The sequence below is a fragment of the Micromonospora sp. NPDC005174 genome (assembly GCF_040608495.1).
In the GTDB taxonomy this organism is placed as follows: Bacteria; Actinomycetota; Actinomycetes; order Mycobacteriales; family Micromonosporaceae; genus Micromonospora.
Genome location: NZ_JBEXIJ010000020.1, coordinates 62,562 through 77,026, shown reverse-complemented (window position 1 = coordinate 77,026; position 14,465 = coordinate 62,562). Strand labels below are relative to the sequence as shown.

At 73.7% G+C, this 14,465-nt stretch carries 11 protein-coding genes; 3 read left to right on the top strand and 8 right to left on the bottom strand.

The genetic code is table 11. The annotated features are described in order from the left end of the window. Positions 1–681 (bottom strand): ribulose-phosphate 3-epimerase, encoded by a 681-nt coding sequence (gene rpe, locus ABZU91_RS21700; RefSeq protein ID WP_355243205.1) that lies wholly within the window; start codon positions 679–681, stop codon positions 1–3. Between the two features lie 254 nt (positions 682–935). On the opposite strand from rpe, the gene ABZU91_RS21695 reads away from it, so the two are divergent. Together ABZU91_RS21695 and ABZU91_RS21690 are read left to right on the top strand one after the other, a co-directional pair. Next, positions 936–1,826: a septum formation family protein gene (locus ABZU91_RS21695; protein ID WP_355243202.1), complete on the top strand. Its 891-nt coding sequence runs from the start codon at positions 936–938 to the stop codon at positions 1,824–1,826. 84 nt (positions 1,827–1,910) lie between these two features. Next, positions 1,911–2,801 (top strand): septum formation family protein, encoded by an 891-nt coding sequence (locus ABZU91_RS21690; RefSeq protein ID WP_355243199.1) that lies wholly within the window; start codon positions 1,911–1,913, stop codon positions 2,799–2,801. A 52-nt stretch (positions 2,802–2,853) separates the two neighbouring features. On the opposite strand, the gene ABZU91_RS21685 is transcribed toward ABZU91_RS21690, so the two are convergent. The 4 genes from ABZU91_RS21685 to ABZU91_RS21670 form a co-directional block, all read right to left on the bottom strand. Then, positions 2,854–4,290: a transcription antitermination factor NusB gene (locus ABZU91_RS21685; protein WP_355243196.1), complete on the bottom strand. Its 1,437-nt coding sequence runs from the start codon at positions 4,288–4,290 to the stop codon at positions 2,854–2,856. After that, entirely contained in the window at positions 4,287–5,213 is a 927-nt protein-coding gene (gene fmt, locus ABZU91_RS21680; RefSeq protein WP_355243193.1) for a methionyl-tRNA formyltransferase, read from the bottom strand. The genes ABZU91_RS21685 and fmt overlap by 4 nt, the downstream gene beginning before the upstream one ends. A gap of 5 nt (positions 5,214–5,218) precedes the next feature. After that, positions 5,219–5,776, bottom strand: a complete 558-nt coding sequence (def, locus tag ABZU91_RS21675; RefSeq protein WP_355243190.1) for a peptide deformylase — start codon at positions 5,774–5,776, stop codon at positions 5,219–5,221. Between the two features lie 110 nt (positions 5,777–5,886). After that, positions 5,887–8,376, bottom strand: coding sequence for a tetratricopeptide repeat protein (locus tag ABZU91_RS21670; protein ID WP_355243187.1), 2,490 nt, complete (start codon positions 8,374–8,376; stop codon positions 5,887–5,889). 264 nt (positions 8,377–8,640) lie between these two features. Between ABZU91_RS21670 and ABZU91_RS21665 the strand changes: the two genes are divergently transcribed. Next, on the top strand, positions 8,641–9,921 hold the full coding sequence (locus tag ABZU91_RS21665) for a hypothetical protein (protein ID WP_355243184.1): 1,281 nt from the start codon (positions 8,641–8,643) through the stop codon (positions 9,919–9,921). Positions 9,922–10,096: 175 nt separating this feature from the next. Here the strand turns inward: ABZU91_RS21665 and ABZU91_RS21660 are convergent, their stop codons facing one another. From ABZU91_RS21660 to metK, 3 genes are all read right to left on the bottom strand, one after another. After that, the gene (locus ABZU91_RS21660) at positions 10,097–11,080 is read right to left on the bottom strand and encodes an AAA family ATPase (RefSeq protein ID WP_355243181.1); all 984 of its coding nucleotides are present in this window, start codon (positions 11,078–11,080) and stop codon (positions 10,097–10,099) included. Positions 11,081–11,262: 182 nt separating this feature from the next. Then, positions 11,263–13,245, bottom strand: a complete 1,983-nt coding sequence (locus ABZU91_RS21655) for a primosomal protein N' (RefSeq protein ID WP_355243331.1) — start codon at positions 13,243–13,245, stop codon at positions 11,263–11,265. Further along, positions 13,242–14,435 (bottom strand): methionine adenosyltransferase, encoded by a 1,194-nt coding sequence (gene metK, locus ABZU91_RS21650; RefSeq protein ID WP_355243178.1) that lies wholly within the window; start codon positions 14,433–14,435, stop codon positions 13,242–13,244. The genes ABZU91_RS21655 and metK overlap by 4 nt, the downstream gene beginning before the upstream one ends. Between the last annotated feature and the right edge of the window lie 30 nt (positions 14,436–14,465).

The following is a 14,465-nucleotide window of genomic DNA, read 5'->3' as shown; positions in this document are numbered from 1 at the left end:
TCAGGCCTCGGGCGCCGCGCGTTCCGCCAGTGCCCGCAGGTGCCGGACCGCCTCCGCCGGGTCGGCGGCGCCGTAGACGGCGGTCCCCGCCACGAACGCGTCGGCACCGGCGGCGGCCGCCTGCTCGATGGTGTCGGCGGCGATCCCCCCGTCCACCTCGATGCGCAGCTCCAGGTGCCCGGCGTTCACGTGCCGGCGGGCGGCGCGGACCTTGTCCAGCAGTTGCGGGATGAACCGCTGACCGCCGAAGCCCGCCTTGATCGTCATGATCAGCAGGGTGTCGAAGCTGGGCAGCAGGTCCAGGTACGGCTCGATCGGGGTGTCCCGGTCGATGGCCAGTCCGGCCTTCGCGCCGGCCGAGCGCAGGTCCTTGGCCAGGGCCACCGGGTCGTCGGCCGCCTCCGCGTGGAAGGTGACGTTGTACGCCCCGGCGTCGGCGTACCCGGGCGCCCAGCGGCGCGGATCGGAGATCATCAGGTGCACGTCGAACGGCATCGTGGTGGCGGCCCGCAGGCTCTGCACCACGGGCAGTCCGATGGTCAGGTTGGGCACGAAATGGTTGTCCATCACGTCCACGTGCAACCAGTCCGCGGCGTCCTCGACGGCACGGACCTCTTCGGCGAGGTGAGCGAAATCGGCGGCCAGGATGCTCGGCGCGACGATCGGCGGCGGTACGGTCACGGGGCCAGTGTACGAACGCGGCCACCCGCCGCCCGCAGCACGGCACCAACTCCGACACGGTGTGATCCAGCAGTGACCAGTAGTGCAGAATAAGCCGGTCCGGGCCATCGATTCCGGACGAACAGACATCAGTGGCTGGCCGATCGACCCAAACGCGACGACACTCCAAGCGGGACGGTGCCGTAGGCTCCACGCCCGCCGGGGTCGCGCCGCGGGGCGCGGTGACCGGTCGCCAGCTCCCGGGAGGGCGGACGATGCGACGGTGGCTTGCAGCGCTGGCGCTGGTCGGCGTCACGACGATGCTGCTGTCCGGCTGCGCGCCGGCGCGGGGCGCGGACGGTGATCTCACCGACGACTGGCCGGAGCTGCGGGTTCCACGACCCTTCACCCCGGCCACCGACACCTGCCTGCCCCGGATCACCTCGGTCGTGCAGGCCAGCACGTACGAGACCGTGGACTGCGCCCACAGCCACCTCGCCGAGGCGATCCACGTCGGCACGTTCACCGGCCCCGCGGCGCGTGCCGGGGCTCGGCCGGGCCCCGGCACGACCGCGTTGCGCGCGGCCCGCTCCGAGTGCGACCAGCGGGCCCGGGAGGTGCTCGGCGGCGACTGGCACGCGGCGCGGCTCACCCTGACCCTCTCGCTGCCCACGGCACCGGCCTGGACCGGAGGCGCACGGTGGTTCCGTTGCGACCTCAGCGAGACCGACAGCATCGACAACACCCGGCCGGTGAACCGGGTCGGCAGCCTGCGCGGCGCGTTGATCGGCGACAGCCCGCTGACACACCGCTGCTTCGATCCCAAGCTCATCGGCGACAACCTCAACTACATGGCCCCGGTCCTCTGCACCGAGCCGCACCGCGCCGAGTTCGTCGGCGTCTACGAGGAGAAGGACCTGAACTGGGCGGCCTTCTCCCGCGCGGGCGAGCAGGCACACCGGCGCTGTATGGCGTTGATCGCCACGTACGTGGCAGTGCCCAACAACAGCGAGCTGCCGTACCGGGCCGGGTCCATCTACTACCCACCGTCGCAGCGGGAGTGGGAGGAGGGCGACCGCGGGGTGCGCTGTTTCCTGTGGAGCGACGATCGCAAACTCACCCGTTCGATGCGCGGCGCCGGCCCCGAGGGACTGCCCGCCATCTGAGCCATGGTGCCGTATGCTGCTGCGCCGTGGCGCTACCGGCCGGCTGGGGCCGGCCGGAGGTCACCAGCGGCGGGAGGTCGAACGATGCGACGGTGGTTGACGGCGGTTGCCGGGAGCGCGGCGGTGGCGCTGGCGCTCAGCGGCTGTGGCGCGCCCGCCGGAGTCGACCGGAACCTGGTCGACGACTGGCCGGCGCCGGTGGCGGCGCAGCAGTTCGTCCCCGCCGCGGGTGTCTGCCACCACTCCTCCCAGCAGGTCGGCTTCCTCAGCGGCTACAACCCGATGGAGTGCAGTGAGGCGCACCGGGTGGAGACCGTCCACGTCGGCACGCTCACCGGCCCCGGGGCGGAGCGCGGCACGACCCCGCCGCCGGGCTCGGAGGGCATGCGGGCCGCCCAGTCCGGCTGCGACAAGGAGGTCACCAAGGCGGTCGGCGGCGACTGGCGCTCCGGACGCCTCGGACTGACCGTCGTGCTGCCGTCCGCGCCCGCCTGGGCCGGCGGCGCCCGCTGGTACCGCTGTGACGTCACCGAGATCGCCAGCATCGACGACACCGCCGTCGACCTACGCACCGGCAGCCTGCGGGGCGCGCTGAGCGGCGCGGCACCGCTGGCGTACCGCTGCTTCAACCCGAAGCTGGTCAAGGACAAGATCGAGGAGATGGTCGCGGTGTCCTGCACCGCGAAGCACCACGCCGAGTTCGTCGGGATCTGGCAGGCCCCCGACATCAGCTACGCGGAATTCAACCGCACCACCAAGCGCACCCACCAAGCGTGCCAGTCGGTCACCGCCAAGTACGCCAAGGTGCCGGACGACTCCAAGCTCGACTTTCGCGCCGGGACGATCTACTACCAGCCGTACGAGCAGGAGTGGAAGAACGGCAACCGCGGCGTGCAGTGCTTCCTGTGGATCAGCGACCGGAACCTGACCCGCTCCATGCGCAACGCCGGCAACAAGGGCCTCCCGGTCACCTGACCCGTTCGTCGTACCGCCCCCGGCCCCGTCTCGGGCCGGGGGCGTCGTCGTGTCAGCCCTTGCGCAGGACGGCGAGGAACATCGCGTCGGTGCCGTGCCGGTGCGGCCACAGCTGCACCGTCGGGCCGTCACCCAGTCCGGGCATACCGGCGGGCAGCAGCGGCCGGGCGTCGACGAAGTCCACCGTGGCGCCGCTGCGACGGGCCGCCTCGGTGACCGTCACGTGCGTCTCCACGGTGTGCGGCGAACAGGTGACGTACGCGACCAGTCCGCCCGGCCGGACCGCCCGCAGCGCCGCGCCCAGCAGCTCACGCTGCAACCGGGTCAACGGCGGCAGGTCCGACGGCTGGCGACGCCAGCGCGACTCGGGCCGGCGACGCAGCGAGCCCAGCCCGGTGCACGGCGCGTCCACCAGCACCCGGTCGAAGTGGCCCTCCGGCAGCTTCGGGTCGCCGCCGACCTCGCGGCCGTCCATCGTCAGCACGGTCACCGGCAGGTCCCGGGTCGCCAGGGAGACCAGCCGGGCCCGGTGCTCGGCCACCTCCACGGCGGTCAGGCGGGCGCCCCGCTGCGCGGCCAGCGCGCCGAGCAGCCCGGCCTTGCCGCCGGGGCCGGCGCAGAGGTCCAGCCAGCGTCCGTCCGGGCCGTCCAGCGGCGCGTCGGCGAGCGCGGTGGCCACCAGCTGGGAGCCCTCGTCCTGCACGTGGGCACGGCCGTCGACCACCGCCGGGATGTCGCCCGGCGACCCGCCGGGCAGATAGACGGCGTACGGCGAGAAGGCACCGGGCGCTCCGCCGACCTCGTCGGCCAACTCGACCGGGTCGATCAGGCCGGGCCGGGCACACAGGTGCACCGGGGGGCGCTCGTTGTCCTCGATCAGGAGTCGGGCCGTCTCACCGAGGTCACCGCCGAGCGCCTCGGAGAACGCCCGCACGATCCACTGCGGGTGGCTGTACGCCAGCGCGAGGTGCCCGACCGGGTCGGTCTCCATGGGCGGGGCGAGCTTGGCCACCCACGCGTCGATGTCGCGGGTCGACACCTCACGCAGCACCGCGTTGGCGAACCCGGCGGCACCCGGAGCGACCGAGCGGACCAGGTCCACGGTCGACGACACGGCGGCGTGCGGGGGCACCCGCGTGTGCAGCAACTGGTACGCGCCGATCCGCAGCGCGTCGCGCGCCGGCGGGTCGATCCGGGCCACGTCCCGGCCGGACGCGTCGCTGAGGATCGCGTCCAGGGTGCCCAGGTGGCGCAGCGTGCCGTAGGTCAGCTCGGTGGCGAAGGCGGCGTCGCGGCCGTACAACCCCTCGTCGCGCAGGATGATGGGCAGCACCAGGTTGGCGAACGCGTCGTCGCGGTGCACCGCCGCCACCGCCTCGTACGCGGCGCGGCGCGGTCGGTCCATCGGTGGGCGGACCGGTCGCCGATCCCCGCCCCGATCGGCCCACGAGCCGGAGCGCGTCGGGCGGGTCCCCTCCGGTGCCGTCACGCGAATTCCTCTCCAGTGCCCACCCGGACGCCGCGCGCCCAGTCGGTCGCGCCCATGGCCCGCTTGCCCGCGGCGCGGACCTCGCCGAGTCGCACCGGCACGGTCGCCGTGCCGGCCAGCACCCGCGTCTTCTCCACCAGCAACTCCCCCGGCTTCAGCTCGGGGCCGTCGGGCACCGGGACGACCGGACCGAGCTTCACCCGCTCGTCGCGGAAGGTCGTCCACGCGCCGGGGGCCGGGGTGCAGGCACGGATCCGCCGGTCCACCGCGAAGGCCGGGTCACTCCAGCGGACCCGGGCGTCCTCCACCGTCAGCTTCGGCGCCAGAGTCACCCCGTCGGCGGGCTGCGGCTCGGCGCGGGCGGTGCCGTCGGCGATGGCGTCGAGCACCGCCACCAGCAGCCCCGCGCCGGAGTCGGCGAGCCGTTCCAGCAGGTCGCCGGACGTGTCGCCGGGGCGGATCTCGTCGGTCAGGATGCCGTAGACGGGCCCGGTGTCCAGGCCCTGCTCCAGTTGGAAGACGCTGGCTCCGGTCAGCTCGTCGCCGTGCAGGACGGCGTGCTGCACGGGCGCCGCGCCCCGCCAGGCCGGCAGCAGCGAGAAGTGCAGGTTGATCCAGCCGTGGCGAGGGATCTCCAGCGCGGACGGCGGCACCAGCGCGCCGTAGGCCACCACCGGCACGCAGTCCGGCGAGAGCTCGCGCAGCCGGTCGAGGAACTCCGGGTCGCGGGGCCGGGCCGGCGTCAGCACCTCCACGCCGTGTTCGTCGGCCCACGTGCCGACCGGGGACCGGGACAGGCCCCTCCCCCGTCCGGCGGGCGCGTCGGGTCGGGTGACGACGGCGACCAGGTCGTGCTGGGAGGCCGCGACGGCGGCCAGGGCCGGTACGGCCACCGCCGGGGTGCCGGCGAAGATCACGCGCATCCGGGTCAGCGCCCCAGACCGAAGGGGTCGCTGATGTGCGGGCTCAGCTTGACCGTGGGCGGAGCCGAACCGTCGTACCACTCGGCCTGGCGGATCGCCTTCATGGCCTCCTTGCGCCCCTGCGCGTCCAGTCGGTCCAGGAAGAGCACCCCGTCGAGGTGGTCGGTCTCGTGCTGCACACAGCGCGCCATCAGACCGCTGCCGACGATCTGCATCGGGTCGCCGAACGAGCTGAAGCCCTTGGCGACGACGTTCTGCCGACGCTTGGTGTCGAAGTAGAGCCCGGGGATCGACAGGCAGCCCTCCGGGCCGTCCTGTTCCTCCTCGTCGGGAAACTCCAGCACGGGGTTGATCAGGTGCCCGAGCACGTCGTCGACGTCGAAGGTGAACACCCGCAGACTCACGCCGAGCTGCGGCGCGGCCAGACCGGCGCCGTTCTGCTCACGCATCGTGTCGGTGAGGTCGGCGACGAGCCGACGTAGCTCGGCGTCGAAGTTGACCACCGGATCGGCCGGCGTGCGCAGCACCGGATCCCCAAACAGACGGATGGGCTGGACGGTCACGCGGGATGGCTCCTTCGTCGGACGGGCGAGCGGTGCCGTACCAGTCTACGGAGTGCCCGGCAGCGCGCCGGCCGGCGTACCTCGATCGGCCACCGGCGGTGTGCCCAGCGTCACCGAACCGGCTCCGCAACCGCGGTCCGGGCCAGCAGGGCCCGGACCCGCTCGCCGTCGGGATGGCCGAGGTCGTCGAGGATGCGCAGGGAACGCTGCCAGGTCCGCGCCGCGCCGACCGCGTCCCCCGCCGCCTGCCGACTCTCGCCGAGCCGGGACAGGGTGTCCGCCTCGTCGTAGCGGTCGCTGATCCGCCGGTACAGCCGCAGCGCCCGGCCGTAACAGCGGATCGCCTCCCGGTGGTCACCCAGCCGCGCGTGGACGAAGCCGAGGCTGTCCCAGGTGTTCGCCTCGCCGTGCCGGTCGCCGGTGCGGCGCAGCAACTCCAGCGCCTGTCCGCAGTGCGCGAGCGCCGGGGCGTACTGGCCGAGCTGGGCGTGCGCCCAACCGACCGCGTTGCGGGCGCTCGCCTCACCGGCCAGGTGGCCGGCGTCGCGGTACAGCGCCAGCGCCCGCTGGCCGTGCTCCAACGCCTCGGCGTGCCGGCCGAGACCGTCGAACATCGCGCCGAACGCCCGGTGGGTGCGCGCCTGCCCGGTGTGGTCACCCAACGCCCCGAAGATCGCCAGGGCGTGCCGGTAGTTGCTCGCCGCCTCGTCCACCCGGCCCAGCCGGGACAGCACCCGGGCGAGGTCGCGGTGGGCGTTCGCCTGCCCGAGTCGGTCACCCGCCCGCCGGGCACCGGCCAGGGCGGTCCGCTGGGCGGCGGCGAGGTCCGGCCACCGCCCACGCCGTTGCAGGAAGTCCACCAGCGTCCACGCCAGCTGCCAGGCGTGGCCGTCGAACCCGACGCGGTTGGCGTGCGCGACCGCCGCCAGGAGCACCGGGTACTCGACGGTGAACCAGGCGAGCGCCCGACCGTGGTCGGTGATCTTCTCGGGCACCACACCGGGTGGGGCCGGGGCCAGGGTGACCGGGTCCCGGCCCGGCTGCAACAGCAGCGCGGCCGCGTGGGCGGTGTGCAGGTAGTGGTCCAGTCCGCGCCGGATCGCGGCCCGCCGGGCCGGCGCCGGTTCGAATCGTTCGGCCTGCTGTGCGGCGTACGCCCGGAGCAGGTCGTGCGCGCCGAAGCGCCCGGGCGCGTGCTCGGTGACGAGGTGTGCGTGGGCCAGTTCCGCCAGCAGCCGGGGCGCCTGCTCCCGGGGCAGCCCGGCGAGGCTGGCCGCCGCCGCCACACCGATGTCCGGGCCCGGGTGGCAGCCGAACAACCGGAACAGCCGCGCGGCCGCGGGCGTGAGGCTCTGGTACGACCAGGAGAAGACGGCCTGTACGTCGGTGCTGGCGTCACCGGCGTCGAACGAGTCCAGCGGACGGAGCGCTCCCCGCAGCTCCGCGGCCAGGCTGGACAGGGCGAACCCGGGATTCGCCGCCCCCCGCGCGGCGAGCACCGCCAGCGCCAGCGGCAACCGTGCGCACCGCTCGATGATCTCGTCCACGGCCTGCGGCTCGGAGGTCAGGCGGTCCGCGCCGAGCCGGCGGGCCAGCAACTGCCACGCCTCGGCGGCGCTGAGCAGCTCCACGCCGACCGGCCGGGCGCCCTCGGCGGCGACCAGGCCGGCCAGCCGGTTGCGGCTGGTGACCAGGACCAGACAGGTCGGACTGCCGGCCAGGAGCGGCCGGACCTGCTCGGCGTCGCGGGCGTTGTCGAGCAGCACCAGCATCCGGCGGCTGGCGAGCAGGCTGCGGTAGAGACCCACCTGCGCGCTCAGGTGGGTGGGAATCCGTTCGGGCGGCACCTCGAGGGCTTCGAGAAAACCCCGGACCGCCTCGGCAGCCGTCACGACCGTCCCGGTGGAGTCGAATCCGCGCAGGTCGACGTAGAGCTGCCCGTCCGGGAACCGATCGGCGACCCGGTGCGCCCAGTGCACCGCCAGGGTGGTCTTGCCGACCCCGGCCGTGCCGGAGAGCGTCACCACCGTGGCGGGCGCCAGGCCGCCGTCACCGGGGGCGTCCGCGGCGGCGCAGGCGGCGTCGAGCTGGGCGAGTTGGGCGGTACGTCCGACGAATCCGGGCAGCGCCGGCGGCAGTTGGCGGGGTACGGGGAGACGGTTCGGCGTGGAGACGACCCGTGCGTCACCGCCCCTGGCGCGTACGACCCCGACGCCCGTCGGCGCGCTGGCCGCCTGGTCCCGGGTCGGGCGTCGACGGTGCTCCTCGATCCGGTCCCGTGCGGTGGCCAGCACACCCTGCTCGGTGGGACTCGCACCGAGCAGTCGGATGAGCGCGTCGAACCGCTCCGGCGGGGGCAGGACGTTGCCGGCGAAGTACTCCCCGATGATGCCGCGTGACCAGCCCGTCTTGGCCGCCAACTGCCGGTACGTCAGCCGGGTCTCGCCCTGCTGCCGTGCTTCGCGGCGACGCAGTTGGCGCAGCAGTGCGGCCAGATCCGGCAGGGTCTGCGCCGCGACGGCGCGGCGCGCCACCTCGCACGCCTCGGGCGACTCCTGCGGCCTGGGACGAACGCCGGGAGCAACCCATTGGTCGGACATGCGGCCCCCACCCCCTCCCGGTCACCCGGCCGCCCCGGATGCCGACACGGGCAGGCTAGTTGCGGCCACCGGCGCTCAGATAGGAGATCGCCGATGTCTGACAGTTCCACATCAGACCTTTCCCGGCCGAACGAGTCCATCGGCGTCCACCGGTGTCCGACCGTGTCCAGTCCCGTCCAGGATCGCCGTACGGATCGGACGTCGCGTGCCACCGTCCCTGGTGCGGGCTCGGCCCGCGCCACGAACCCTGGGGAAGGGGTACAGATGATCCGTCCACACCCGAACGCCCGACGGTCCGCGTCGATGCTGCGTCGCATCGCCGTGGCCGCCTGCGGCCTCACGCTGCTCGTCACGGGCGTGACCGCCACGTCGGCCACCGCCGCGCCGAAGGGCAAGGCCACCACCACCGGATCGTTCGTCGACAGCACCGCGGTGCCCGGCGGCTTCGCCTCCTGGTCGGAGCTGCTCCAGTTGCAGCAGCGGATGAACACCGCCGCCGCCCAGATCACCAACGCCGCGCAGCGCAGCGCGAACTCCGGATTCGCCGGCATCGTCGCCGATCCCGCCACCCGTCATCTCCAGGTCTACTGGAAGGGCGAGCCGCCGGCCCGACTGGTGGCCAATGCTCGGGCCACCGTCGCGACGACGGTGCTGCCCGCCGCGTACTCGCAGCGGGAGCTGATGGCCGCGGCGGACAAGCTACGCGCCACGGCCGGCGACAAGATCACCACGGTCGGGCCGCGCGCCGACGGCGCGGGCCTGCTCGTGGGTACGCAGAGCGGGCTGCTCGGGGCGACGGCTCTCGCCGGTGTCCCGGTGACCGTGCAGACCGGCGTCGCCGCCGCTCCCGCCACCCGGTGGGACGACAGTCCGCCCTGGTGGGGTGGCGCCGCGTGGCGCAACACCTCCACCGGTGGCGGCTGCTCGACCGGCTTCGGCGTCTTTGCGGGCGGGGTGTCGCGGGTGCTCTCCGCCGCGCACTGCGCCAACCTGAACGTCGTGGCGGCCGACCCGACCGGGCAGACCATCGGCACCGTCATCAGCCGCAACGTCAGCAGCGACACCCTGCTCATCTCGGGCAGCGGCGGCGGCCGGGTCTTCAACAACAGCACGGACGCGGCCGGCGCGGTGGTCAGCGAGTTCAGCAACCAGGTGATCGGCGCGCAGGCCAGCCAGGTCGGCAACTGGGTGTGCAGCTCGGGCGCGTACTCCGGCACCCGGTGTTCGATCCAGGTCAAGGCCCGCAACCTGTGCATCAACGTGCGGGACTTCGGCACGGTCTGCGGTCAGGTCCAGGCCGAGAACACCACCCACACCAACGGCGTCGGCCAGGGTGACAGCGGCGGCCCGGTGGAGATCGTGAACGCGGCGAACACCCTCCAGGTCTGGGCGACCGGCACCAACACCGCCATCGACGACACCAACACCACGACGGCGTGCACCGGATACGTCAACGCCGGACGGGTGTGCGCCTGGCGGTTCTACTACGAGGACATCTTCTCCGGCATGGCCGGCGTCGGTGCCTCCGGAGTCGTCCTGGGCTGACGCCTTCCGAGTGCAGGGGCAATCAGGCTGACAGTCGGGCCGGCGCGCAACCCGTGCGTCGGCCCGGCACGCACGGCTGGCCGCCCTGCTGATGTGGCGAGGAGCGGTATACCTCAGGGGAACAATTATTCCTCTGAGGTATACCGCTCCTCATCAAGTCCACCCCGGCAGGCGTTCAGGCGCCGACGCCCGTGTCCGCGGCGAGCACGGCGTCGCCGCGGAGCAGCGCCGGCTCCGGCAGCGGCATGTGGATCTTGTGGGCCGCTTCCCAGTCGTAGACCAGGCCCGGCCGCACCTGGGCGGCGAAGTAGTCCACGGCACTCATCCCGCCGACCACCGGCTCGTCGACCTCGGCGACCAGCTGGGCCGGCACCAGGGAGAAGCCGTTCTGCAGGGCGGCGCTGAGCCGCCGGTGACCGTCGACGACGAAGAAGTACTCCCCCGTGAAGCCGATCTTGAGCGGCTCCAACGACTCGTCGCCGGCCTCGGCCACGTCGCCGACGAACTCGCTGTCCCAGAGACCACGCAGGGTGGCGATGTCCTCGGTCGGGTAGACCCGAGCCGGGTCCAGCAGCAGCAGCGGCCGACCGTCGCGCAGCACGTCGGCGCCGAGCGTGCCCTCGTACGCGGCGACGATGTGCTCGACCACCTCGGCGGCGGAGGCCCGGGTGGTGTCACAGATCAGGTCGTAGTTGCGCAACCGCGCCTTGTCCACCCCGTAGCGGAGGATGAACCGGTTCCGCTCGCTCGCGCTGCGCTCGCGGAGCTTGGCCTTGGCCTCCTCGTGCGAGGCGTAGCTCTCCGCCGGGCCGGACGGGCGGGCCAGCACCCGGCGGGCCGCCTCACCCGGCTCGGTGATCATGTGCACCTTGAGCGCGTCGGTGAAGAAGTGCCAGGCCAGCCGCGAATCCATGATCAGGTGTTCGCCGGAGGCGGCGATGTCGCGCTGAAGTTGGTCGACGTACCCGTCGACGGCCTGGTCCAGCTCGGCGTGCAGGTTGAGTTGCAGGGCGGTCATCTGCCGCTGCTGCGCCATCTCCCGATAGAGATCACCCACGCTGACCCGGCGCATACCGAGCCGCTTGGCGATCTCCACCGACACCGTGCTCTTGCCGCTGCCGAGGTCGCCGTTGAAGACGATCGATTGTCGAACGGTCACGACTGGTCCACCCCTGATAACCGGCTTCCTGACATCATCGACATCGCGTCCGACCGGCCGTCGTACGCCCGAGCATGACGGGCGATGCTACCACCTCGTCGCCAGCGCTTTGCCGGACGCGGTGTGCGGGGACCGGCCCCCCGCACCAGGGTTCGTGCCCGTCGGCAGCCCCCGCGAAACGGTCAGAACAGGCTCAGCGGATCGACCTGGAGACGAACCGGGTCGGCGGCCTTGCGGGCGGCGCGCAGCCCGGCGGCCGAGTGCAGGGCCTCGGCGAGCGCGGCGGCCCGCGCCCGGGGCACCCGCAGGAGCATCCGCTCGCGCCCCTCGTCGGCCGGCACCGGCCCGAGCACCTCGGCGTCGGCGGGCAGCCGCGCCGCGTCGAGCAGGTCGGCCACCGCCTCGGCCGGGCCGGTGACGCTCGCCATGCGTACGGCCGGCGGGAAGCCCAGCTCGCGGCGCTCGGCCAGCTCCCGGCCGGCGAACCAGGCGGCGTCCCAGCGCAGCAGCGCCTGCACCGGGGCGAGCGCGCCGTCGGCGACGACCACCACGCGGCCGGCCGGCGCCGGGCGGGCCAGGGCCGCCGCGGCCAGCCAGCGGCGCAGCGCCTCCTCGCCGGCGCGCAGGTCGGCCCGGGTCAGCAGGGCCCACGAGTCGAGCAGCAGCACCGCGCCGTAGCCGCCCGCCGCGACCGGCTCGGCCCCGGGGGTGGCGACGACCAGGGCCGCCGTGCCAGGCACGTCGGTCAGGACCTCCTCCCGTCCCGAGGTCCGCACCGGCACGTCGGGGAAGGCCCGGCCCAGCTCCTCGGCGGTACGCCGGGCGCCGGTCACCGCCGCCCGCAACCGCCGCCCGCCGCACTGCGGGCAGGCGTACGCGGCGGCGACCCGGGCGCACCAGCGGCACGCGGGGGTACCGCCCGCCGACGGCAGCGCGAGCGGGCCGGCGCAGTGCGCGCAGCGTGCCGGGGTACGGCAGTCGGCGCAGGAGACCGAGGGCAGGTAGCCACGGCGGGGCACCTGCACGAGCACCGGCAGGTCCGCCCGGAGCGCGTCGCGGGCGGCCGTCCAGGCCAGGCTGGGCAGCCGGGCGGTGGCCGCACCGGGGTCACGGGCGAGCTGTGGGTCGTCGCCGGTCGGCGCGATGGTCGGGATCCGGGCCCGCACCGTCGCCCGGTCGGCGACCACCTCACGCGCCCAGCCGGTCTCCAGCAGCAACTGCGCCTCGGCCGTACGCGCGTACCCGCCGACCAGCGCGGCGGTCTCGCCGAGCCGCGCCCGGGTGAGCAGGACGTCACGGGCGTGCGGATAGGGAGCGCGGGGTTCGGAGTGCAGGTCGTCCCCGTCGTCCCAGACGGCGACGAGACCGAGCCGACGCACCGGGGCGAACATCGCCGCCCGGGTACCGACGACCACGGGCACCTGTCCCCGCCGGGCGGCGAGGAATGCCCGGTAGCGCCGGGCCGGCCCGAGGGCGGCGGAGAGACTGACGTGCCGCCCCGGTCCCAGCACGGCGGTCAGCGCCGCGTCGAGACGGTCGAGGTCACGCGCGTCGGGCACCACGACCACGGCGCCGCGCCCACCGGCCACGGTGGCGGCGACCGCGTCGGCATAGCGGGCGGCCCAATCCTCACCGGGCAGCGCGGACCAGACCGCGCGGGCCGGCCGACCCTCGGTGAGCGCCCGCAGCAGTGCCGGCCCGGCCGGATAGTCCCGCCAGCCGCGCGGGTCGACGGGCTCCCCCGGCGCGGCGACGTCCGCCGGCGTGGGCTGCTCGTCGTGGGGCTCCTTCTCGACGCGGGCGTGCCGGGGTGGCACGGCGAGCCGGAGGACGTCGGCGAGGTTGCCCGCGTACCGGTCGGCGACCGCGCGGGCCAGACCGGCGACCTCGGGCGTCAGCACGGGCTCGGGCGAGACGACCTTCTCCAGGTAGGCGAGCCGACCGGTGTGCCCGGAGTCGTCCGCACGGGACAGCAGCCAGCCGTCGACCACCTGCCCCGCGAAGCGGACCTTGACCCGGGTGCCGGGCACCGCCACGTCGTCCAGCTCGGCCGGCACCAGGTAGTCGAACGGGCGGTCCAGGTGGGCCAGCGGCACGTCCACGCAGACGCGAGCGACCGGCGACCCGTCCGCGGGTCGCCGGTCGCTGGGCCTGGTGGCGGTCAGGCTCCCGCAGCCGACTTGAGGTCGGCTGCCCGGTCGGTGCTCTCCCAGGTCAGGTCCGGCAGCTCCCGGCCGAAGTGGCCGTACGCGGCGGTCTGCTGGTAGATCGGGCGGAGCAGGTTGAGGTCCCGGATGATCGCGGCCGGCCGCAGGTCGAACACCTCGGAGACGGCGCTCTCGATCGAGGCGACCGGCACGGTCTCGGTGCCGAACGTCTCGATGAACAGGCTCACCGGGTGCGCCTTGCCGATGGCGTAGGCGACCTGCGCCTCGCAGCGCTCGGCCAGGCCGGCGGCGACCACGTTCTTGGCCACCCACCGCATCGCGTACGCGGCCGAGCGGTCCACCTTGGACGGGTCCTTGCCGGAGAACGCGCCGCCACCGTGCCGGGCGTACCCGCCGTAGGTGTCAACGATGATCTTGCGGCCGGTCAGACCGGCGTCGCCCATCGGGCCACCGATCTCGAACCGGCCGGTCGGGTTGACCAGCAGCCGGTAGCCGTCGGTGTCCAGACCGAGGCTCTCCAGCTCCGGGGCGATCACGGAGTCGCGTACGTCGGGGGTGAGCAGCGACTCCAGCGAGATGTCCGCCGCGTGCTGGCTGGAGACCACCACCGTGTTCAGACGGACCGGGCGCAGCCCGTCGTACTCGATGGTGACCTGGGTCTTGCCGTCCGGGCGCAGGTAGGGAATCGTGCCGTCCTTGCGGACCGCGGCGAGCCGGCGGGCCAGCCGGTGGGCCAGGGCGATCGGCAGCGGCATCAGCTCCGGCGTCTCGGAGCAGGCGAAGCCGAACATCATGCCCTGGTCGCCGGCACCCTGCGCGTCCAACGCGCTCTCCGACGCGCCGGTGCGCAGCTCGAAGGCGTTGTCGACGCCCTGCGCGATGTCCTCGGACTGCGCGCCGATCGAGACGCTGACCCCGCAGGAGGCGCCGTCGAAACCCTTCTTCGACGAGTCGTAGCCGATGTCGAGGATGGTCCGGCGGACGATGGTGGGGATGTCGGCGTACGCCTTGGTGGTGACCTCGCCGGCGATGTGCACCTGGCCGGTGGTGATCATGGTCTCGACCGCGACCCGGCTGTGCGGGTCCTCGGCGAGCAGCGCATCGAGGATGCCGTCGCTGATCTGGTCGGCGATCTTGTCCGGGTGGCCTTCCGTGACCGATTCGGACGTGAAAAGGCGGCGTGTCACGGCACTCCTAAGCGTGTGATGTCGTTCCGC